General features: G+C 59.0%; 22 protein-coding genes. 10 read left to right on the top strand and 12 right to left on the bottom strand.

Annotated elements, in window-relative coordinates; translation table 11 throughout:
- Nucleotides 1–244: 244 nt before the first annotated feature.
- Nucleotides 245–3,139 carry a ribonucleoside-diphosphate reductase subunit alpha gene (locus tag L9059_RS29230; RefSeq protein ID WP_247294581.1) on the bottom strand — a complete coding sequence of 965 codons (2,895 nt, stop codon included), beginning with the start codon at nt 3,137–3,139 and terminating at the stop codon, nt 245–247.
- A gap of 734 nt (nt 3,140–3,873) precedes the next feature.
- On the opposite strand from L9059_RS29230, the gene L9059_RS29235 reads away from it, so the two are divergent.
- Nucleotides 3,874–4,587 (top strand): response regulator, encoded by a 714-nt coding sequence (locus L9059_RS29235; RefSeq protein ID WP_247294582.1) that lies wholly within the window; start codon nt 3,874–3,876, stop codon nt 4,585–4,587.
- Nucleotides 4,584–6,203: an ATP-binding protein gene (locus L9059_RS29240; RefSeq protein ID WP_247294584.1), complete on the top strand. Its 1,620-nt coding sequence runs from the start codon at nt 4,584–4,586 to the stop codon at nt 6,201–6,203. Before L9059_RS29235 ends, L9059_RS29240 begins: the two co-directional genes overlap by 4 nt.
- A gap of 39 nt (nt 6,204–6,242) precedes the next feature.
- Here the strand turns inward: L9059_RS29240 and L9059_RS29245 are convergent, their stop codons facing one another.
- Together L9059_RS29245 and L9059_RS29250 are read right to left on the bottom strand one after the other, a co-directional pair.
- Nucleotides 6,243–6,968 (bottom strand): 4'-phosphopantetheinyl transferase family protein, encoded by a 726-nt coding sequence (locus L9059_RS29245; protein ID WP_247294656.1) that lies wholly within the window; start codon nt 6,966–6,968, stop codon nt 6,243–6,245.
- A gap of 110 nt (nt 6,969–7,078) precedes the next feature.
- Nucleotides 7,079–7,870 carry a dienelactone hydrolase family protein gene (locus tag L9059_RS29250; RefSeq protein WP_247294585.1) on the bottom strand — a complete coding sequence of 264 codons (792 nt, stop codon included), beginning with the start codon at nt 7,868–7,870 and terminating at the stop codon, nt 7,079–7,081.
- A 148-nt stretch (nt 7,871–8,018) separates the two neighbouring features.
- Between L9059_RS29250 and L9059_RS29255 the strand changes: the two genes are divergently transcribed.
- The 3 genes from L9059_RS29255 (at nt 8,019) to L9059_RS29265 (ending at nt 10,754) form a co-directional block, all read left to right on the top strand.
- Nucleotides 8,019–8,618 (top strand): hypothetical protein, encoded by a 600-nt coding sequence (locus L9059_RS29255; protein ID WP_247294587.1) that lies wholly within the window; start codon nt 8,019–8,021, stop codon nt 8,616–8,618.
- Between the two features lie 115 nt (nt 8,619–8,733).
- Nucleotides 8,734–9,411, top strand: coding sequence for a response regulator transcription factor (locus L9059_RS29260; RefSeq protein WP_247294589.1), 678 nt, complete (start codon nt 8,734–8,736; stop codon nt 9,409–9,411).
- Complete coding sequence (locus L9059_RS29265) at nt 9,408–10,754, top strand: ATP-binding protein (protein ID WP_247294592.1); 1,347 nt, start codon at nt 9,408–9,410, stop codon at nt 10,752–10,754. Before L9059_RS29260 ends, L9059_RS29265 begins: the two co-directional genes overlap by 4 nt.
- 5 nt (nt 10,755–10,759) lie before the next feature.
- Here the strand turns inward: L9059_RS29265 and L9059_RS29270 are convergent, their stop codons facing one another.
- Nucleotides 10,760–11,758 carry an AraC family transcriptional regulator gene (locus tag L9059_RS29270; RefSeq protein WP_247294594.1) on the bottom strand — a complete coding sequence of 333 codons (999 nt, stop codon included), beginning with the start codon at nt 11,756–11,758 and terminating at the stop codon, nt 10,760–10,762.
- Between the two features lie 339 nt (nt 11,759–12,097).
- Between L9059_RS29270 and L9059_RS29275 the strand changes: the two genes are divergently transcribed.
- A complete protein-coding gene (locus tag L9059_RS29275) occupies nt 12,098–13,432 on the top strand; it encodes a dicarboxylate/amino acid:cation symporter (protein ID WP_247294596.1) in 1,335 nt (444 codons plus the stop codon).
- Between the two features lie 142 nt (nt 13,433–13,574).
- Nucleotides 13,575–14,756, top strand: coding sequence for a CaiB/BaiF CoA transferase family protein (locus tag L9059_RS29280; protein WP_247294599.1), 1,182 nt, complete (start codon nt 13,575–13,577; stop codon nt 14,754–14,756).
- 3 nt (nt 14,757–14,759) lie between these two features.
- Here L9059_RS29280 and L9059_RS29285 read toward each other — a convergent pair whose 3' ends face one another.
- Entirely contained in the window at nt 14,760–15,254 is a 495-nt protein-coding gene (locus L9059_RS29285; RefSeq protein WP_045061788.1) for a SprT family zinc-dependent metalloprotease, read from the bottom strand.
- Nucleotides 15,255–15,403: 149 nt separating this feature from the next.
- Nucleotides 15,404–16,006: a Yip1 family protein gene (locus tag L9059_RS29290; RefSeq protein WP_247294602.1), complete on the bottom strand. Its 603-nt coding sequence runs from the start codon at nt 16,004–16,006 to the stop codon at nt 15,404–15,406.
- 269 nt (nt 16,007–16,275) lie between these two features.
- On the opposite strand from L9059_RS29290, the gene ttcA reads away from it, so the two are divergent.
- Both ttcA and L9059_RS29300 read left to right on the top strand, forming a co-directional pair.
- On the top strand, nt 16,276–17,100 hold the full coding sequence (gene ttcA / locus L9059_RS29295) for a tRNA 2-thiocytidine(32) synthetase TtcA (RefSeq protein WP_247294659.1): 825 nt from the start codon (nt 16,276–16,278) through the stop codon (nt 17,098–17,100).
- A gap of 40 nt (nt 17,101–17,140) precedes the next feature.
- Nucleotides 17,141–17,815: a DNA-3-methyladenine glycosylase I gene (locus L9059_RS29300; RefSeq protein ID WP_247294607.1), complete on the top strand. Its 675-nt coding sequence runs from the start codon at nt 17,141–17,143 to the stop codon at nt 17,813–17,815.
- 93 nt (nt 17,816–17,908) lie between these two features.
- Here the strand turns inward: L9059_RS29300 and L9059_RS29305 are convergent, their stop codons facing one another.
- Genes L9059_RS29305 through arsC form a run of 3 tightly spaced genes read right to left on the bottom strand, consistent with a single transcriptional unit; the run spans nt 17,909 to nt 19,282 of the window.
- Nucleotides 17,909–18,334: a DUF2069 domain-containing protein gene (locus L9059_RS29305; protein WP_247294609.1), complete on the bottom strand. Its 426-nt coding sequence runs from the start codon at nt 18,332–18,334 to the stop codon at nt 17,909–17,911.
- Nucleotide 18,335: 1 nt separating this feature from the next.
- On the bottom strand, nt 18,336–18,932 hold the full coding sequence (gene wrbA / locus L9059_RS29310; protein WP_247294619.1) for an NAD(P)H:quinone oxidoreductase: 597 nt from the start codon (nt 18,930–18,932) through the stop codon (nt 18,336–18,338).
- Nucleotides 18,929–19,282, bottom strand: a complete 354-nt coding sequence (arsC, locus tag L9059_RS29315) for an arsenate reductase (glutaredoxin) (RefSeq protein WP_247294631.1) — start codon at nt 19,280–19,282, stop codon at nt 18,929–18,931. Before arsC ends, wrbA begins: the two co-directional genes overlap by 4 nt.
- A 114-nt stretch (nt 19,283–19,396) precedes the next feature.
- On the opposite strand from arsC, the gene L9059_RS29320 reads away from it, so the two are divergent.
- Nucleotides 19,397–19,864 (top strand): TlpA family protein disulfide reductase, encoded by a 468-nt coding sequence (locus L9059_RS29320; protein ID WP_247294633.1) that lies wholly within the window; start codon nt 19,397–19,399, stop codon nt 19,862–19,864.
- A gap of 93 nt (nt 19,865–19,957) precedes the next feature.
- Here the strand turns inward: L9059_RS29320 and L9059_RS29325 are convergent, their stop codons facing one another.
- The 3 genes from L9059_RS29325 to L9059_RS29335 form a co-directional block, all read right to left on the bottom strand.
- Nucleotides 19,958–20,362 carry an META domain-containing protein gene (locus L9059_RS29325; protein ID WP_247294636.1) on the bottom strand — a complete coding sequence of 135 codons (405 nt, stop codon included), beginning with the start codon at nt 20,360–20,362 and terminating at the stop codon, nt 19,958–19,960.
- Nucleotides 20,362–20,796 carry a hypothetical protein gene (locus L9059_RS29330; RefSeq protein WP_247294639.1) on the bottom strand — a complete coding sequence of 145 codons (435 nt, stop codon included), beginning with the start codon at nt 20,794–20,796 and terminating at the stop codon, nt 20,362–20,364. Before L9059_RS29330 ends, L9059_RS29325 begins: the two co-directional genes overlap by 1 nt.
- Before the next feature lie 77 nt (nt 20,797–20,873).
- The coding region (locus tag L9059_RS29335; protein WP_247294642.1) for a 2-hydroxyacid dehydrogenase at nt 20,874–21,593 on the bottom strand (720 nt) is incomplete at its 5' end.

The following is a 21,593-nucleotide window of genomic DNA, read 5'->3' on the forward strand; positions in this document are numbered from 1 at the left end:
GCCTCGGATTGGTCTCGATACTGGATACGATAAACCTGCTTAGCCGCATAACTTGAACCGCCGTATACGGAGCCGTACGTACGGTGGTGTGAGAGGACGGCGGATGTAAATCCGCCTCCTACTCGATTCCGAGAAGGCGTCAAACTTGGCGGCACATTTCCTTAGGCAAAAGAAAACCCCCGACAATCCATAGGACTTATCGGGGGTTTTCGGGTAAGCGCCTTTCAGCGCTCACGAGCTCAGCTTATTGGCAAGCTTCGCAATCCGGCTCGTCGATGGCGCAAGCCTTCGGCACTGGAGCAGGGCCGGCTGGCGCTGTCAGGACCGAATCGTCACCGTGGTTGCCGCCGCTGGAAACAGCGTTCAGCTTGCCGGTGTTGATGGTCGACTTCTCGGTGCTGGTCGCGGCCAGGGCACGGAGGTAGTAAGTGGTTTTCAGACCACGGTACCAGGCCATGCGGTAGGTGACGTCCAGCTTCTTGCCCGAAGCGCCTGCGATGTACAGGTTCAACGACTGAGCCTGATCGATCCACTTCTGACGACGGCTGGCCGCGTCGACGATCCACTTGGTGTCCACTTCGAAGGCAGTCGCGTAGAGCTCTTTGAGTTCTTGCGGGATGCGCTCAATCTGCTGAACCGAACCGTCGTAGTACTTCAGGTCATTGATCATGACCGAGTCCCACAGACCGCGAGCCTTCAGGTCGCGAACCAGGTACGGGTTGATCACGGTGAACTCGCCCGACAGGTTCGATTTCACGTAAAGGTTCTGGTAGGTCGGTTCGATCGACTGCGAAACGCCAGTGATGTTGGCGATGGTTGCGGTCGGTGCGATGGCCATGATGTTGGAATTACGAATGCCTTTCTGTACACGGGCGCGAACCGGTGCCCAGTCCAGGGATTCGTTAAGGTCAACGTCGATGTACTTCTGGCCACGTTGCTCGATCAGGATCTGTTGCGAATCCAGAGGCAGGATGCCCTTGGACCACAGCGAACCCTGGAACGTCTCGTAGGCGCCGCGCTCGTCTGCCAGGTCGCAGGAAGCCTGGATTGCGTAGTAGCTGACCGCTTCCATCGACTTGTCGGCGAACTCGACGGCCGCGTCGGAACCGTAAGGAATGTGCTGCAAGTACAGCGCATCCTGGAAGCCCATGATGCCCAGTCCGACCGGACGGTGCTTGAAGTTGGAGTTCTTCGCTTGTGGTACCGAGTAGTAGTTGATGTCGATAACGTTATCGAGCATGCGTACAGCGGTGTTCACGGTGCGTTCCAGCTTGGCGGTGTCCAGCTTGCCGTTGACGATGTGGTTCGGCAGATTGATCGAGCCCAGGTTGCAAACGGCGATCTCGTCCTTGTTCGTGTTCAAGGTGATCTCGGTGCACAGGTTCGAGCTGTGAACCACGCCGACGTGCTGCTGCGGGCTGCGCAGGTTGCACGGGTCTTTGAAGGTCAGCCATGGGTGGCCGGTTTCAAACAGCATGGACAGCATTTTGCGCCACAGGTCTTTGGCCTGGATGGTCTTGAACAGCTTGATCTTGCCCGGGTACTCGGACAGGGCTTCGTAGTACTCGTAACGCTCTTCGAAGGCCTTGCCGGTCAGGTCGTGCAGGTCCGGCACTTCGGATGGCGAGAACAGGGTCCACTTGCCGTCATCGAAGACGCGCTTCATGAACAGGTCAGGGATCCAGTTGGCGGTGTTCATGTCGTGGGTGCGACGACGATCATCACCGGTGTTCTTGCGCAGTTCGATGAACTCTTCGATGTCCATGTGCCAGGTTTCCAGGTAGGCACAGACAGCGCCTTTGCGCTTGCCACCCTGGTTAACGGCAACGGCGGTGTCGTTCACGACTTTCAGGAACGGAACAACGCCCTGGGATTTGCCGTTGGTGCCCTTGATGTACGAACCGAGTGCACGAACCGGGGTCCAGTCGTTGCCCAGGCCGCCTGCAAATTTCGACAACATGGCGTTGTCGTGGATCGCGTGATAGATGCCCGACAGGTCATCCGGCACGGTGGTCAGGTAGCAGCTGGACAGCTGTGGACGCAGGGTGCCGGCATTGAACAGGGTCGGGGTCGACGACATGTAGTCGAAGGACGACAACAGGTTGTAGAACTCGATCGCACGGTCTTCTTTGTTCTTCTCTTCGATCGCCAGGCCCATGGCCACGCGCATGAAAAAGATTTGCGGCAGTTCGAAGCGGATACCGTCCTTGTGGATGAAGTAACGGTCGTACAGGGTTTGCAGGCCCAGGTACGTGAACTGCTGATCGCGTTCGTGGTTGATCGCCTTGCCGAGTTTTTCCAGGTCGAAAGTTGCGAGGACCGGGTTCAGCAATTCGAATTGGATACCCTTGGCGATGTACGAAGGCAGGGCCTTGGCGTACAGGTCGACCATTTCGTGGTGAGTCGCGCTTTCGGCGACTTCCAGGAAGTTCAGGCCTTCGGCACGCAGGGTGTCCATCAACAGGCGAGCGGTCACGAACGAGTAGTTCGGCTCACGCTCAACCAGGGTACGGGCGGTCATCACCAAAGCGGTGTTGACGTCGGTCAGGGCCACGCCGTCGTACAGGTTTTTCAGGGTTTCGCGCTGGATCAGGTCGCCGTCGACTTCTTCCAGGCCTTCGCACGCTTCGGTAACGATGGTGTTCAGGCGGCCCATGTCCAGAGGAGCAAAGGTGCCATCGGCGCGGGTGATGCGGATCGACGGGTGAGCGTTGACTGCTTCTTCGGCCGGTGCGTGGGCGGCGCGTTCTTTCGAACGACCGTCACGGTAGATCACGTAGTCGCGCGCCACTTTCTGCTCGCCGGCACGCATCAGGGCCAGTTCGACCTGGTCCTGGATTTCTTCGATGTGGATGGTGCCGCCCGAGGGCATGCGACGCTTGAAGGTCGCTGTGACTTGTTCGGTCAGACGGGCAACGGTGTCGTGGATTCGCGACGAAGCGGCAGCGGTGCCGCCCTCAACTGCGAGAAACGCTTTGGTGATAGCGACGGTGATCTTGTCATCGGTGTAAGGAACGACAGTGCCGTTACGCTTGATCACGCGCAGCTGGCCAGGCGCGGTGGCGGACAGATCCGAAGTCGAATCAGCGGCCTGCGGCAAGGTGCCCTGCGGGTTCTCGCGAGTTGTGTCGGTTTGCATGGGGGGTTGTCTCCACATTCTCTATGTTTGTTTGGGCACCATCACGGTGCGCACCGTTCTGTCCTGAAGTACTACAACCGGCAAGGAGCCGGGCATACAACTTCGGGACAGATCAGGAAGGGGCTGTTGGGTCGCCGCTTCCATGCCGAAGTCTTGGGTCCAGGCCTTGAACCTGAATCCGCATTCCATTTGGGTGACAGCTCAGGGCTGCAACACCCGTACCGCTTTCGCCGTTTTCGGTCCGAAAACAGTAGCCATCCGCTTGCACGGTCTGGTCTTTCATAAATACGTAAAATCAACCAGACAGAGGCGATAAAAGCGCTTGAATTTGATGTCCGGTTTGTGTTTGGTTTTTTCTGCGAAACCCTACATGTAGGGTTTTTTTTGCGTCGGGCTACAAGATAGTGCGTTTTGGAGGGTGTTGCAACGTACTACCTGTGGATAAACCTGTGCGTATATTGTGTGTGAAACCTGGAACCAGCGTGTAGCCCGCGACCCTGCTGGATCGGACCGTTTATCATGGTTTTTTGCCGGGCGAAAACAGCCAGGTGATTTTTTAAGGGCGCGAACCCTACCACAAAAAATGGTCATATCCGAACGCATTTGCCGACTTGTGTTCTCGGTGGGCGCCGTTTATACAATCGGCCTGTACACACGCATTATTATCCTCCCCATTCATTACAAAAAGACGGGCGGATCCTTCCCCATCAGCGTTTCGGCAAGCAGAGGTCACCGTGGAGCAAGAAGCCTGGCAGGTATTGATTGTGGAGGACGACCAACGTCTGGCCGAACTGACCCGCGATTACCTGGAAACCAATGGCCTGCGCGTTTCGATCGAGGGTGATGGCGCCTTGGCTGCAGCGCGAATACTCAAGGAGCAGCCTGACCTGGTGATCCTTGACTTGATGCTCCCCGGCGAGGACGGCTTGAGCATCTGTCGCAAGGTCCGCGACCGTTACGACGGTCCGATCCTGATGCTCACCGCCCGTACCGACGACACCGATCAAATTCTGGGCCTGGACCTGGGGGCCGACGACTATGTGTGCAAACCGGTTCGCCCGCGTCTGCTGCTGGCGCGTATCCAGGCTTTGTTACGCCGCAGCGAAGGCCCTGAAGTGGCCCCGGAAAAACAACGCCGCCTGCAATTTGGTCCGCTGGTGGTGGACAACGCATTGCGCGAAGCCTGGCTGCGTGATGCCAGCATCGAACTGACCAGTGCCGAATTCGATCTGCTTTGGCTGCTGGTGGACAACGCCGGGCGTATTCTGTCCCGGGAAGAGATTTTCACCGCGTTGCGCGGCATCGGCTATGACGGCCAGGACCGCTCCATCGACGTGCGCATCTCGCGTATCCGCCCCAAAATCGGCGACGATCCGGACCATCCACGATTGATCAAAACTATCCGTAGCAAGGGTTATCTGTTCGTTCCGGAAGCCTGCACCCTGTGAACTCGATCTTCCTGCGAATCTACGGCGGGATGTGCGCAGCGCTGATTCTGGTGGCGGTGCTCGGCGTCCTCGCCCTGCACCTGCTTAACGAGGTGCGCAGCGAGCAATACCGTGAGCGCCTGGCCCATGGCACGTTCTCGCTGATGGCCGACAACCTGCAACCGATGAACGAGACCGAGCGCCACCGGGCGCTGCTGGTTTGGGAGCGCCTGCTGGGCATTCCGCTCACGCTGAAGACATTCTCCCAGACACACCTCGACCTCACACAACGTACCCGAGTGCTGCGCGGCCAAGCACTGGTTGAGCAGACCGGCCCGCATGCAGCGATGGTGTACCGGCTGGTCAGTGACAAGGAACAATTGGTGCTGACTGGGGAGGTGCAGCAGATCAGCGAGCAACTGGCCCGGGCGACCATTTACCTGCTGGCAGACGAACTGGTGCGCGTTCCAGTGGCCGAACAGCCCAAGCGCTTGGCTCAGCTCAAGGAGGACAAAGGCTTTGGCTTCGATTTGCGACTCGTTACAGTCGATGCGGCTGACATGGACGAGGACCAGAGTCGTCGGGTATCCGAGGGCGACACGGTGATGGCGTTGGGCAAGGGGGGCGATTCGATCCGGGTGTTCGCCGGCATGATCGGTACCCCGTGGGTGCTGGAGATTGGTCCTCTGTACCAGATGAACCCTTATCCCCCGGAGTGGCTGGTATTGATCGCAGCCCTCGGTTTGAGCCTGATTGGCCTGATTGTCTATCTGCTGGTGCGCCAGTTGGAACGCCGCTTGCGCGGTCTGGAAGCCGCCGCCACCCGCATCGCCAAGGGCAGCCTGGAAACTCGGGTGCCTGCCCGCGGTGCGGACTCGGTAGGGCGCCTCGCGTCGGCTTTCAATGGCATGGCCGAGCACTTGCAGCAGTTACTGGCGATTCAGCGCGAACTGGTGCGCGCGGTATCCCACGAGTTGCGCACGCCGGTGGCGCGCCTACGGTTTGGCCTGGAAATGATCGGCTCGGCCACGACTCCCCAAGCGCTGCAGAAGTATTGTGAAGGCATGGATCACGACATCGAGGACCTCGATAAGCTGGTGGACGAAATGCTCACCTACGCGCGTCTCGAACAGGGTTCGCCCGCCTTGAACTTTCAGCGGATCAATCTGGATGCACTGGTCAACCAGGTCATTGAGGAGCTGGCGCCGCTGCGGGCCGGGGTCACCGTGCAACGAGGTCTGTGCCTGTCTGCCGCCGATTGCGATGACGCCTGGGTCGAGGCCGAACCGCGTTACCTGCACCGGGCTTTGCAGAACCTGGTGAGCAACGCCATGCGTCATGCTACGTCCAGGGTCACTGTGAGCTATCAGGTGGGACAGCAGCGCTGCCGGATCGATGTCGAAGATGACGGACCGGGCGTGCCGGAGATCGCCTGGGAGCGAATTTTTACCCCGTTTCTGCGCCTGGACGACAGTCGTACCCGAGCGTCGGGCGGGCACGGGTTGGGGTTGTCGATAGTCCGACGCATCATTCATTGGCACGATGGGCGCGCGCTGATTGGCAAGAGCAAGAGTCTGGGCGGCGCCTGTTTCAGCCTGAGCTGGCCACGGAATCAGGAGAAACGACAAAACCTGTAGCCGCTGGCAAAGCCTGCGTCTGGTTTTTGAGGGAGGCCTTCAAGCCCTGACACTGACCAGACTCAGCAGCTGCCCGTCCATCACAGCAAACTGTGCGTCCAGTTGCGAACCGTTACGCCATTCGCTGGACAGATCCGTCAGCAAGCGCAAGCGAACTTCACCGCGTTCGCTCCACTCGAGCACTTCGGCATGCTCGAAATAAAACCGCTGCTGCACGATCGGATACAGCGCCTTGAACAGGCTTTCCTTTACCGAAAACGTCAGGGTCACCAGCATCGCCAGCTGCTCGCGACGACCATCTGCCATGCGCTTCATCTCCGGCGCTGTCAGTATTTCCCCCGCCAGCCGTTCGGCTCGTTCCGGGTTGAGGATATTTTCCAGGTCCATGCCCAAGCCGCGCCAGTGGGCTTTTTTGGCGACGATCGCCGCGGCGCGCCCGGTGCTGTGGGTGATCGAACCGCTGATGTGCGCCGGCCAGACCGGCGCCCGGTCTTCGCCTATCGCCGGGCTGAAATCCATGCCTTCCAATTGCTGCAGCGCCGCCCGGGCGCACACACGCCCGGCCAGAAACTCCGCTTGGCGCTTGGCGACTGAGCGCTGGATGCTTGCAGGGGGGGCGATGGCACTGCGTTCGAAGTCATCGTTGACCAGCAGAGTACTGTCGAAATGAGTGCTCAGCAGGACGGTTTCGGGCAGCGCAAACGGCAGCGGCCAATGAGCGTCGAGCGGCGTGCAGCAAGCGGGGAGGGCGAAGAAGTGGTTCATGTCAGGCATTTTGCCGGGTTGCCTCCTGGCTGGGTAGGGTCGAGGAACCTTTGGGCTGCGCCCTGTGGCGGGGGAGCTGCCTCGCCACAGTGACTTTGCTCACCTTCCATTCAGGAAAAGATTTTCTTCAGAAACGCCTGCATGTCTGCCCAGGACTTTTCATCCGCGGCCTTGTTGTAACCGATGTCCGGCCCGCCATGCTCGCCGTGCCCCAGGCGATCGGCATCAGGATTGCTGAAGCCATGCTTGGCGCCTTCCAGGCTGACAAACTGGTAGTCCGCGCCGGCCTTGTCCATTTCCGTCTTGAACGTCGCGACGTTGCCCGCAGTGACCATGCTGTCCAATGCCCCGTGCTCCACCAGGATTTTCGCCTTCACCATGCCGGGCGTGGCCGGGGTCTGGGTCGCCAGCGCGCCGTGGAAGCTCACAACGCCCTCCAGCGGCACTCCCTGGCGTGCGGCATTAAGCACCACCGCACCACCGAAACAGTACCCGATGGCCGCAAGTTTTTGTGGATCGGTCTGCGGTTGTTGTTTCAACAGATCAAGCCCCGCCTGAAAGCGCGCGCTTGCCGCCGAGCTGTCCTTGAGGGCGGCCTGCATGAAGGCCATGGCGTCTTTCGGGTGCTCGGTGTTCTTGCCATCGCCATACATGTCGATGGCCAAGGCGCTGTATCCCAGGCCTGCCAGATCGCGGGCGCGGCGCTTGGCGTAGTCGTTGAGTCCCCACCATTCATGCACCACCACAACTCCCGGGCGCGGGCCGTTGATCGAGTCGTCGTAGGCGTAATAACCGATGAGCCTGGTGCCGTCGGCGCTCTGGTAGGGGATTTCCTGGGTCTTGATGGCCGCCTGGCTGAGTCCGCTCAAGGCGATTAATACGAGGGCTAGAAACACACGCATGGTTGGATCTCCCGCAAGTCAGTCATCGAAGAGGGTCGATTCTATCTGGTTCAGCCCAGGTTCAGAAGGTGTTCAGGGGGAGTTCAGGGCGAGCTCAGTAATCTTCTCCCATACCCAACAAGCACATAACAACACAAGGAAACACCCAATGACTGGATTCAAAAAACTGCTGCTGGCTATCACCGTTATGGGCGCGAGTACCGCTGCCATGGCCAATGACACCTTCGCCAGCTTTACTCTTGGACAGACCAGCGACAAGATCAAAAAGTCCCATGCCCTGAACGATAACCTGGGCCACCCGAATGCCAACGGCGCTATCGACAAGAGTGGCACATGGGGTCTTCGACTGGGGCAGCAGAACAACCAGGCGCGCTACTATGGCACTTACGAAAACGTATCGGGCTCGCACAACGGAGTCAAATTGCGTCAGGAAAACCTGCTGGGCAGCTTTGATCTCTTTCACCCGCTGGGCGACTCCACCAAGCTGTTCGGCGGCGCTACCGCAGGCGTGACCAAACTGACCCAGGAGTCCGGTGGTTTCAGCCGCGACAGCAACATCGGTTACGCGTGGGGCGCGCAGATGGGAGTTCTGCAACAAGTTTCGAAAAATACGTCGCTCGAACTGGGGTATCGTTACCTGCGCAGCAATGCCAGTACCGAGATGAACGAACGTAGCGGCAGCAAGCAGGGTTCGCTGAACCTGACCAGCAGCGCCCAGACGTATCTGGCCGCCAACTACGCTTTCTGATAAGCGTTCAAAGACGGGCCTGCGCTGATCCCTTCACCAGGATTGTGCCAGGCCCGTTAGCCCTCGAGGTGCACCGCAGTGCCCCTGGAGATTTTCGTTTTCTAGGGAGTCTGCAATGAAGTTGCTGGTTGTCGAAGATGAAGCGCTGTTGCGTCATCACCTGCAAACCCGCCTCACGGACAGTGGTCATGTGGTGCAGTCCGTGGCCAACGCCGAAGAGGCCCTGTACCAGGCCGAGCAATTTAATCATGACCTGGCGGTGATCGACCTCGGCCTGCCAGGGATGGGCGGGCTCGATCTGATCCGCCAGTTGCGTTCGCAGGGCAAGGTATTTCCTATCCTGATTCTGACTGCCCGTGGCAATTGGCAGGATAAAGTAGAAGGGCTTGCCGCTGGCGCCGACGATTACGTGGTCAAGCCGTTTCAGTTCGAGGAACTGGACGCGCGGCTCAACGCCTTGTTGCGCCGCTCCAGCGGCTTTACCCAGTCAACAATCGTGGCTGGGCCGTTGCTGCTCGATCTCAATCGCAAGCAAGCCAGCCTGGACGATCAACCGCTGGCACTGACCGCCTATGAGTACCGCATTCTCGAATACTTGATGCGTCACCATCAGCAGGTGGTACCCAAGGACCGCTTGATGGAGCAACTCTATCCGGATGATGACGAGCGCGATCCGAATGTCATTGAAGTATTGGTGGGACGACTGCGCCGCAAACTCGAGGGGCCGGACGGATTCAAGCCGATCGATACCGTGCGTGGCCTTGGCTACCTGTTTACCGAGCGCTGCACTTGATTCGTTCGCTCCGTGTGCGTTTGATGCTCGCTGCCACTATCCTGGCAGTATTGTTCATGCTGGCGTTACTACCGGCAATGCAGGGCGCCTTCAGTCTGGCATTGCAGGATTCCATCGAACAGCGCCTTGCGTCGGACGTGACCACGTTGATCTCCGCTGCTCGTGTGGAAGACAACAACCTGCGGATGCCAGCGCAACTGCCCGACGAGCGATTCAACCTGACTGACGGTCGGTTGCTAGGTTATATCTACGATCGCGATGGTCACCTGGTCTGGCGCTCGAACGGTACCCAGGAAGAGCACATCAATTACACGCCACGTTACGATGGAAGCGGCAACGAGTTCGCCAGAATTCGTGAAGCCAATGGCCAGGAATTTTTCGTCTATGACGTCGAGGTCAAATTGCTCGGCGGCAAAAGCGCAGCGTTCAGCATCGTCGCCCTGCAGCCGGTACGTGAATATGACGTCACCCTCGAAGGACTGCGTGAAAATCTGTACCTTGGCTTCGGCGCCGCACTGCTCGTGCTGCTGGCATTGCTGTGGATCGGCCTGACCTGGGGGTTGCGCGCATTACGCCGGCTGAGCCAGGAACTGGACGAAATCGAAGGCGGAACCCGTCAAAGCCTAAGCGAGCAACACCCGCGCGAACTGTTGCGCCTGACTGGTTCCCTTAACCGTTTGCTGCAAAGTGAACGTGAGCAACGCAGTCGCTACCGCGATTCCCTTGATGACCTGGCCCACAGCCTGAAAACGCCCTTGACCGTTCTTCAAGGGGTCAGCGAAGACATGGCGCAGCGCCCTGAAGATCGCGATCAGGCCAGGGTGCTGCAAACCCAGATCGAGCGCATGAGCCAGCAGATCAGTTACCAGTTACAACGGGCCAGCCTGCGCAAAAGTGGCCTGGTCCGCCATCAGGTGCGCTTACGGCCTGTATTGCAAAGCCTGTGTGACACGCTGGACAAGGTGTATCGCGACAAGCGTGTGCAGGTGACCTTTGACCTGCCAGAGCCTTGCTATGTACCGATCGAACAGGGGGCACTGCTGGAAATGTTAGGCAACCTGCTGGAAAACGCGTATCGCCTGAGCTTGGGTGAGGTGCGAGTCAGTATGTGCGACACCGCAGATGGCATCGAACTGTGCGTCGAGGATGATGGTCCAGGCGTGCCTTCGGATCAACGCGCGCGAATTCTCCAACGTGGCGAACGTCTGGATCGTCAGCATCCGGGGCAGGGCATCGGATTGGCAGTGGTCAAGGACATCATCGAAAGCTACAGCGCGAAGCTCACCCTCGATGATTCACCCATGGGCGGGGCGGCATTTCGCATTCACTTTCCGGAAGTCTAGAGGGCTCAGTTTTCCTGTGCCCGATAGGCCCCTGGTGTTAACCCGGTCCACTTCTTGAATGCCCGGTGAAACGCCGACGGCTCGGAGAATCCCAGTTGCTCGGCGATCTGTTGCAACGACAGGTCTGCGCGGCTCAGGTGGTAAATTGCGATGTCCCGTCGTAGTTGATCCTTCAACTCCTGAAAACTCGTACCTTCCTCGCGCAAATGCCTACGCAGGGTCTGGGGGCTGATATTCAGGTGCGCGGCCACCGCTTCCAGATCAGGCCAGCGCGAACTGTCACGACTGAGCAAGCGTCGTAGCCTGCTGCTCAAGCTATTGCCATCGTCGGGGCGTGCCAGCAGGTCAGCAGGGGAGCGCTCCAGAAAGTGCTTTAGGGTGCGCTCGTCCTGCAGCAGTGGCATATCCAGGTAGCGACGGTGGAACACCAGGCTGCTCTGCCCAGCGGCAAACTCCAGGGGGCAGGAGAACAGCAGCTCATATTCGGCGCCGTGGTCGGGGCGCGGATAGCTGAATGTCGCCTGTTCCAGGAGGATGCGCTGGCCGATCAGCCAACTACCCAGTCGATGCCAGACCATCAGCTGACTTTCGGTGAGGAAGTGGTCCGGATCCCGGAACTGTGAATCATCCAGGCTCAGGCGAATCATTTCGTCCTCGCGGCTGATAGTCAGGTGGGGGCCGTCGGGGAACAGGCCATAGAACAATAAGCCGCGATGCAGGGCCTTATCCAGATTACGGCAGTGGATCAGCGCGTGACACATCATCGCGAAGCTGCCGGGCCGACTGATCGTTGGCCCAAAACCGAGATACTCGTCATCCATCGCCGTCCAGAGCCCCTGGAGCAGGCGGGTGAATTGCTCCGGAGCAATCCGCGCACGGGGCTCTTCAAGCAACTCGGAACTGATACCCAGTTGCTGGAGCAGGCCTGAATAATCGTACCCGCGTCGGCGAGCTCCACCGAGGGCGGCACGGGCGAAATGGCTGGCGATAGTACGTTCGCGCATAAAGAGAAAGGTCCGTCCGTTGAGCGGCGGATAGTAGACACGGATTGGTTTCTCAACAAGGCGGATATCCGCCAATTTGTCGGGCCTCATCGGGTGGGCGGGCGGAAATCCGCCACTTCAAGCTGCCCACCCGGTGACCCTGTAAAACTTGCAAGGCTTTGTGTCCAACGGCTTGCTGGCAGTTTTGTGAAGGTGGCACGGGCCTTGCGATGTAACGAGCAGATGCCTGCCGTCGCGCAGCTCGAAAAAACAAATCCCTCCAGTGCAGGAGGGTTCGCAATTCAGGTGTCATGGACAACAGATGGATGTTGTCTGCCGGCACTCTTGAGGAACTTTGCAATGACGACTCGTCAGCCACTGTATAAATCCCTGTATTTCCAGGTGATCGTTGCCATCGCCATCGGCATCCTGCTCGGTCACTTCTACCCCCAGACCGGCGTAGCCCTCAAGCCGCTGGGTGACGGGTTCATCAAACTGATCAAGATGATCATTGCCCCTATCATTTTCTGCACCGTCGTCAGCGGCATCGCGGGCATGCAGAACATGAAGTCGGTCGGCAAGACGGGCGGTTACGCGCTGCTCTATTTCGAAATCGTTTCGACCATCGCACTGCTGGTTGGCCTGGTGGTGGTGAACATCGTGCAGCCAGGCAACGGCATGCACATCGATGTGAGCACTCTTGATGCTTCCAAAGTCGCCCAGTACGTGGCGGCCGGTGCTGATCAAAGCGTCGTTGGCTTCTTGCTGAATGTGATCCCGTCCACCATCGTTGGCGCGTTCGCTACCGGTGATATCCTGCAAGTGCTGATGTTCTCGGTGATCTTCGGTTTCGCCCTGCATCGCCTGGGTTCATACGGCAAGCCGCTGCTGGACTTCATTGATCGCTTTGCCCACGTCATGTTCAACATCATCAATATGATCATGAAGCTTGCGCCCATCGGTGCCTTCGGCGCCATGGCGTTCACCATCGGTGCGTACGGCGTTGGCTCGTTGGTGCAACTGGGTCAACTGATGGCCTGCTTCTACATCACCTGCCTGCTGTTCATCCTGATCGTGCTGGGCGGTATCGCCCGCGCCCACGGCTTCAGCGTGCTGAAAGTGATTCGCTACATCCGTGAAGAACTGCTGATCGTTCTCGGTACTTCTTCTTCGGAGTCGGTACTGCCGCGCATGCTGATCAAGATGGAACGTCTGGGCGCGCAAAAGTCCGTGGTGGGTCTGGTGATTCCGACCGGCTACTCGTTCAACCTCGACGGTACTGCCATCTACCTGACCATGGCCGCAGTGTTCATTGCCCAGGCAACCGACACCCAGATGGACATCACACACCAGATCACACTGCTGGTGGTGTTGCTGCTGTCCTCCAAAGGTGCTGCCGGCGTGACCGGGAGTGGCTTTATCGTGCTGGCCGCTACTCTGTCTGCCGTTGGCCATCTGCCAGTTGCCGGTTTGGCCCTGATCCTCGGTATCGACCGCTTCATGTCCGAAGCCCGTGCCCTGACCAATCTGGTGGGCAACGCCGTTGCGACCCTGGTCGTGGCCAAGTGGGTCAAGGAACTGGACGTCGATGTAATGCACGCTGAACTGGCTTCTGGCGGTCGTGGTATCACCGACGAGCGTGAAGAAGACGATCTGGGCGTAGCCGAAGGTCCGGCTGCAATCAGCGCTAAGTAAGACTGCTTTACTGAGAGAACCCGCTTCGGCGGGTTTTTCATGGGCGCGATTTGAGCGTAACGGTCACTGTGACTGATGCATTCGGTAATTGCTGCAATGCCATCGTCTGCCTAGGCTTGGGAGAACGCACTGGAGGTTACTCATGCTCGGGCCACTGGCTTCACTGAAGATCCTGGATTTTTCGACGCTGCTACCGGGGCCGTTCGCCTCGCTGTTGCTGGCGGACATGGGCGCGCATGTGTTGCGCATCGAATCGCCGACTCGCATGGACCTGCTGCGGGTGTTGCCACCCCATGACCGGGGCGTTTCGGCGAGCCACGCCTATCTCAATCGCAACAAGCGCAGCCTGGCGCTGGACCTCAAGCAGCCTGAAGCCCTGGAGGTTATCAGGCAGTTGGTGCTCGACCACGACATCCTGCTCGAGCAGTTCCGCCCTGGCGTGATGGAGCGCCTGGGCTTGGGTTATGAAGCCTTGAAAGCGATCAACCCGAAGCTGATCTATGTTTCGATCACCGGCTATGGCCAGACCGGGCCCTACAAGGACCGCGCCGGCCACGACATCAATTACTTGGCACTGGCGGGCCTGGCCAGCCATACAGGCCGGGCCGATAGTGGGCCATTGCCGCTGGGCATGCAGGTGGCCGACATCGCGGGAGGCTCGCTACATGGCGTGATTGGCCTGCTCGCTGCGGTGATTGCGCGACAGCAGACCGGGCAGGGGCAATATCTGGATGTCAGCATGACTGATTGCGCTTTCACCCTTAATGCCATGTCCGGTGCGGGATTGCTGGCCTGTGGTGAGGAGCCCGCACGGGAAAACCAGATGCTCAATGGTGGCAGTTTCTACGATTACTACAGGTCTCGCGACGGACGCTGGTTGTCGGTGGGGAGCCTGGAGCCGGCCTTCATGAAGCAATTGTGTGCGGCACTTGGCTTGGAGGATATGGCTAAGCTGGGGTTGGCACCGCAACCGGGACATCAGAAAAAGCTCAAGGATGCGTTGAAGGTCGAGTTCGAAAAACATGACTTTGCCGAATTGAGCGCCCTGTTTGCCGAGCTCGATGCGTGCGTCGAGCCGGTATTGAGCTTGGGTGAGGCGGTGCGGCATCCGCAGCTGCAGGCGCGTCAGGTGGTGGTGCAAGTACCCCGTGGGGATGGTTCGACTCAGGCGCAGATCGCGTGTCCGCTGAAGTTCTCCGAAGGCTTGCCTGAGCCCAGGCATATCGGTGCGCAGCTGGGGGCGGATACGGATGAGGTATTGCGGGAGTTGGGATTCGGTGCCGAGCGGATTGCGGATTTGCGGCGTGCCAAGGTGGTTGCGTAGCAACTACTCGACCCGCATCTCCCCGCTGAACACCAACGTGTTCCGGCACCTGCGGCACAAATATCTTCGCCCCTGCCTCACAAGCCCGTGACGCTGCGCCGAAAACGGGAAATCACTGTCGGCACACGGGCATTTGTAGATATACCGGGTGACGCTGCGGCGTTTGACGTCATAGGTGTGGCAGCGGTTGGGCGGCAGTTCGTAAACCCCGCGCATGATCAACTGCCACTCTTCGCCATGGGGCTGGATGCGGTCGCCAAACAGTTGATGGGCAATCAGGTGCGCCACCTCATGAGCGACAGTCTGCTTGAGGAAGTCGTCGGTGTTTTCCCGGTACAGCTGAGGGTTGAAGCGCAGCAGGTTCTCGTGCAAATGCGCGACGCCGGCTTTTTGCCCGCGCAGCTTGAGGCTCACCACGGGGCGTTTGAATGAACGTTTAAAAAAGGATTCAGCGAGTTGGTAACAATCTTCGACGCGGGTATTGAGTTGCTCGGGCATGCTTGATGGGTCTCCAGAGACGTCGAGTATGCCGCAACCCCGTGTGGTTGCGAATCGTCTGGGCGCCGAATGGTCGTCGCCGATCAATTCCCGGACATTAAGAGGCCGCCTTACGGCGGCCTGTATTGGCAGATAATTTTTATACGAAGTCAGTTGGTATAGACGGGCCCCACGCCCAGTCCCCAGACAATCACTGTGAATGCCATGATGGCCACCAGCACCACCAACCCTACGGCCAGTACAGAACTCGAAAACAGAAAACCCTCGTCCGATGGAATGTTCATGAAGGTCGGCAGGCCGACATACAGCAGGTACACGGTGTAGCAAATGGCTGCAGTGCCGACGATCATCCCCAGCCACATGTGTGGATACAGCGCCGCCAGGCCGCCAATGAACAAAGGGGTGGCGGTATAGGTCGCAAATGCAACACAACGGGCCAGGCTCGGATTGGCGTCATAGGTGCGAGCCATCCAGTGCACAAACGCGCCCATCACGGCCACACCGCAGAGCATCGCCAGGTAAGACATGATGGTCATCCACAGTGCGCTTTCCTGGGTCAGCATCACGGGTGCCCGGTTGCCGATGACCCAGCCCACTTGGGTCGTGCCGATAAATGCCGACACGGCCGGAATTGCCGCGAGAATCAGGGTATGAGTGAGATACATGTGGCTGATGCTTTCCTCCTGGTCGCCACGGATCTCCTTCCATTCTTGGTCAGGGTGGGTGAAGAGCCCCACTACGTGATGGATCATGCCAGTCACTCCTCTTGTTTTTACCATCGCCCCCCGGTGGAGCGCCTACGGGCCAAGGTGGCCAAGTAAGGGATAGGTCTGGATAGCCGTGCGACCTTATGTCGCAGTATAGGAAGGACTTAACCGCATAGGTGGCAGGGCTTAGAGCAAATTGCGCTGTAAATGCGTGGGCTAATCGCTTTATGTTTTCCCTCAAAGCCGGGGTATTACGTCGTGCCAGGGTTTTGCGTAGAATGCCCGCCTTTCGTCACACCTCACGGGTTCGCGTCATGGGCACTCTCACGGTCAACCAGAACAAACTGCAGAAGCGCCTACGCCGCCAGGCGGGGGAGGCTGTCGCCGATTTCAACATGATCGAGGACGGCGACAAGGTGATGGTCTGCCTGTCCGGCGGCAAGGACAGCTACACCCTGCTTGATGTGCTGCTGCATTTGCAGAAGGTGGCGCCGATCAAGTTCGAGGTCGTTGCGGTGAACATGGACCAGAAGCAGCCCGGTTTCCCCGAGCATGTCCTGCCGGCCTACTTGAAAAAACTGGGTGTCGAATACCATATCGTCGAAAAAGACACCTATTCGGTGGTCAAGGAGCTGATCCCGGAAGGCAAGACCACTTGCTCGCTGTGCTCGCGCCTGCGCCGTGGCACTCTCTACACCTTCGCCGATGAAATCGGCGCGACCAAGATGGCCCTCGGTCATCACCGCGACGACATTGTCGAAACATTTTTCCTGAACATGTTCTTCAATGGCTCGCTCAAGGCCATGCCTCCCAAATTGCGCGCCGATGATGGTCGCAACGTGGTGATTCGCCCGCTGGCGTATTGCAACGAAAAGGACATACAGGCCTACTCGGACTTCAAGCAATTCCCGATCATTCCGTGCAACCTTTGTGGTTCCCAGGAAAACCTGCAGCGCCAGGTCGTCAAGGACATGCTGCAGGACTGGGAGCGCAAGACCCCTGGGCGCACCGAAAGCATTTTCCGCAGTTTGCAGAACGTGATCCCTTCACAACTGGCGGATCGCACCTTGTTCGACTTTACCAGTCTCAAGATCGATGAAGCCGCCGCGTCGCGGTTCGTCAACGTCGTCAACCTCTGAGCAAAACACAGGTTTTACTTTTCAATCCTCAGGAGAGGGCATGCGCGATTACAAGTGGCTGCACGAATACTGCCTGAACCGCTTCGGTTCGGCAGCTGAACTGGAAGCCCATCTGCCCGTTCCCAAGTCGCCTGCGCAGTTGCGCAGCATCAGCGATGATCGTTATCTCTCCACCATGGCCTTGCGCGTTTTTCGCGCAGGGCTCAAGCACAGTCTGGTGGACGCCAAATGGCCTGCCTTCGAGGAAGTATTCTTCAGGTTCGACCCGGAAAAAGTCGTGCTGATGAGTGCCGAACATCTGGAGCGCCTGATGCAGGATGCGCGGATCATCCGACATTTGGGCAAACTCAAGAGTGTGCCGCGCAACGCGCAGTTCATCCTTGATGTCGCCCACGAGCACGGCAGTTTCGGTGAATTGATTGCCGATTGGCCGGTGACCGACATCGTCGGGTTGTGGACCTTCCTGAAAAAGCGCGGGCATCAGTTGGGCGGGTTGTCGGCACCGCGATTCCTGCGCATGGTCGGCAAGGATACGTTCGTGCCGAGCTATGACGTGGTGGCAGGGTTGAATGCGCAAAAGATCGTCGACAAGGTCCCGACCAGCCAGCGCGACCTGGCTCTGGTGCAGGATGTGTTCAACCAGTGGCATGAACAAAGTGGTGGGCGGGCGATGAGCCAGATTTCGATGATGTTGGCTTATACCGTGAATCATTGAGACGAGTTGAACCCTTCGCGAGCAAGCCCCACAGGGGATTTGAGTTGTGCACAAATCCCCTGTGGGAGCGGGCTTGCTCGCGAAGGCGGTCTATCAGGCGACGGAAATTTCGCCTTCACCCGCCAACTTGCGATTCAACTGAAACCGCCACCGCACGTACAACAGTGCCGAGCAGAACACCGCCAGGCTCGCGCCCATCTCCAGCAGGCCAAACAGCTGCCGATTTGGGTCATAGGCCGCCAGTGCGCCCTTGATGAAGTACAGGTTCACCACAAAACACATCCACGAATGCCCACGGGCGCTGCCCAGGATCATCCCTGGTGCCAGCAGCAACAGCGGCACCAATTCGATCAACAGGATCACCCACGGTCGCGCGCCATGCAGGTCGGCGATCAGCAGGTAATAAACACACAGCAAGCCGACCAGCCCCAGATAGCACAGCAGGCTGATGACTCGCATGGCCCGAACTCGCGGTTCAAGCCATTCAATGGACGGCAATACCTTCGGCTTTTTCGCCACGTCAGTTCCCCAGCTTTTGCGCGGTCTTCGCCAGCCGCAGCCCCAACGCCCGGCACAGTGCCACTTCGTGTTCATTCAGACCGCTTTTACCATCGGCCCCGGCGTGGTGACTGGCACCATAAGGCGTACCCCCACCGCGGGTTTCCAGCAGTGCCGATTCGCTGTACGGCAGGCCGGTGATCAACATGCCGTGATGCAGCAGCGGCAACATCATCGACAGCAGTGTACTTTCCTGGCCGCCATGCAGGCTGGCGGTAGAGGTGAATACCCCGGCCGGCTTGCCGACCAAAGCGCCGGTCAGCCACAGGTTGCTGGTGCCGTCGAGAAAATACTTGAGCGGCGCCGCCATGTTGCCAAAGCGTGTCGGGCTGCCCAGAGCCAAGCCTGCGCAGTTTTTCAGGTCATCGAGACTCGCATACAACGCACCTTCATCCGGGATGTCCGGTGATACGGCTTCGCATTCGGTGGAGATCGCCGGGACCGTGCGCAAGCGAGCCTCCATCCCGGACTGCTCGACGCCACGGGCAATCTGCCGGGCCATTTCATTGGTCGAACCACTGCGGCTGTAATACAGCACCAAAATGTACGGCGCGCTCACGTCAGCAACTCCAGCATGTTCTCCGGCGGACGGCCGATAATGGCTTTGTCACCTACTTCGAGAATCGGACGCTCCATCAGTTTCGGGTGGGCGGCGATGGCTGCGACCAGTTGTGCCTCGCTGAGGCTGGCGTCGGCCAGGTTTAGGGTTTTGTACTCGTCCTCGCCGGTGCGCAGCAGTTGCCGGGCGCCTATGCCGAGCTTTTTCAGCAGGCTCTGGATTTGCGTGGCGTCCAGCGGCGTCTCCAGGTAGCGCACTACATCAGGTGTCAGGCCACGGGCCTGGATCAGTTCGAGCGCACCGCGGGATTTCGAGCAGCGCGGGTTGTGATAAAGCGTCAGATCGGTCATGTGCGGGTCGCATCTTGCGTAAGGTGGCGGCTATTCTAACTGTGCAGCGCGTATTCCAGAACCTCGCGAGGCAATGGGTCGCGGCAGTATTCTCTTTTTGACAAGGATCACGACATGAACAGACGACTGGCAGCGACACTGGCGATCATCTGCACGTTATTGCTGGGGGGATGTGGCAACGATTACGGGATCGACCAGAACGGCCGGAAAGTGGCTGCCGAGCGTCTGGACAAACAATGGCTGGTGCTCAACTACTGGGCCGAGTGGTGCGGGCCCTGCCGTACAGAGATTCCGGAATTGAATGCCTTGGCCGACCAGCTCAAGGACAGGAACATCGGCGTGTTCGGGGTCAACTTTGACAATGTGCAGGGAGAAGAACTGAAGAGCGCCAGTGAGAAACTGGGCATCGGTTTCACGGTGCTGGCGCAGGACCCTGCAGAGCTGTTTGAGGTGCCGCGTAGCGAGGCATTGCCGGTGACCTACATCATCGACGACAAGGGCAAGGTTCGTGAGCAGTTGATGGGTGAGCAGACGGCGGCGGGGGTGCTGGCGAAGCTGGAAGCGTTGCAGGCCAAGAATTGAGATGTCTTTGAGAAAAGATCGCAGCCTTCGGCAGCTCCTACGGTGTTCAGCGGTCTCTGTAGGAGCTGACGAAGGCTGCGATCTTTTTAGGATTTAACCCTCTTCAAGCCACCACCGCAGTGGCTTGCCTTGCGCCGGCCAGAAGCGCATCTGGTCGATCGGCGACACATCCCAGCGCTGCACGTGTTCCAGGGCCTGGAGAAAACGCTTCTCCTGCTCCATCAATGCAGGGGCGCAGAGTTTGCGCGTGCTACCGATCTTGCCGAAGCTCAGCTTGTCGCCTTCCAGGGTGTAGGGCGCAAACCAGTGGTTGCAGCCGCCATTGCCATAGGCACGACCATCTTCACCCAGGGTGATGGTCAGGTGGCTGTAATCCATCAAGGGGCGTTCGCCGATCCACTCCAGAATGTAGCTGCGGTTCTGCTGCAGTTGTACCGGTTGAGCCGCGCAGCCCAGCAGACCGGCGCCAACCAATGCGGTCAGGGCGAGGCGTTTCATCACGCAGGCTCCTGGCATTTCGGGCACAGGTGCTTCTCGCCGGCAGTGCTCCAGCCCAATTCGGCGATCCGCGCATTGGCAGCTGGCTTTTCAGCCTTGTTGCCCAGCTTGGCATCGACCGCAAACTCGAAGCTCAGCTCTTTGGCGCAACTGTCGCAGTTGACTTTCCAGGTGTGGATCGCCAGTTCGCCGAACACCGGACCACTGGCCACCGCCACCCATTGGCCGGGCGGGTTGATCAGGTGGCGAACTGTTTCGACGGTCAGGCGCATGGCCAGGTCCTTGCTGCCTTTGAGCGTCACAACCAGCACGTCATTGTTGCGAATCGAGCCACCGTTGCCGGTGACCTGATAACGCCCTGGCACCAGGGCGCGGCATTCGGTGAGGGTGTGTTGCGGGTTCATCAGGGTGTAGCGGAAATCGTGTTCGACCATGGGTCCTCCAAATATGCGCGGCATGCTAGCACGGACATCCGCTGATCATGCTGCGAGCCGTTGACCTTCGATCCGGTTCAACTTGCATCCACCTGATTTTGCGGGGCTCCGGCGGCCCAGGCGGCAATATTCTGCAACGTAGTGGCAGCAATCGCGGCCAATGCTTCGTGGGTCAGGAAGGCCTGGTGCGCTGTGATGATCACGTTCGGAAAGGTCAGCAGGCGCGCCAGCACGTCATCTTGCAGCGGCAGGTCGGAGCGGTCCTCGAAAAACAGTTGCGCCTCCTCTTCATAGACATCCAGGCCCAGGTAACCCAGTTGCCCATCCTTCAGTGCGTCAATTAATGCCGGTGTATCCACCAGGCCACCGCGCCCGGTGTTGATCAGCATGGCGCCAGGTTGCATGTGCGCCAGTGACTCACGGTTGATCAGGTGCTTGCTCTGTTCGTTGAGCGGGCAATGCAGGCTGATGACCTGCGACTCGGCGAGCAATTGCGGCAAGCTCAGGTAGCGAGCGCCGAGGGCTTCGACCTGTGGGTTGGGGCAGGGGTCATACGCCAGCAACTGGCAGCCAAACCCGTGCATGATTTTCGCGAAAGTCGCACCGATCTGCCCGGTCCCGACTATGCCGACTGTTTTGCCCACGAGATCGAAACCGGTCAGGCCGTGCAGGCTGAAGTCCCCTTCGCGGGTCCGGTTGTAGGCGCGGTGCAGGCGTCGATTGAGCGCCAGGATCAGCGCCACCGAGTGTTCGGCCACGGCGTGCGGCGAGTAGGCGGGCACGCGCACGACGGGCAG

Source organism: Pseudomonas violetae (genome assembly GCF_023072615.1).
In the GTDB taxonomy this organism is placed as follows: domain Bacteria; phylum Pseudomonadota; class Gammaproteobacteria; order Pseudomonadales; family Pseudomonadaceae; genus Aquipseudomonas; species Aquipseudomonas violetae.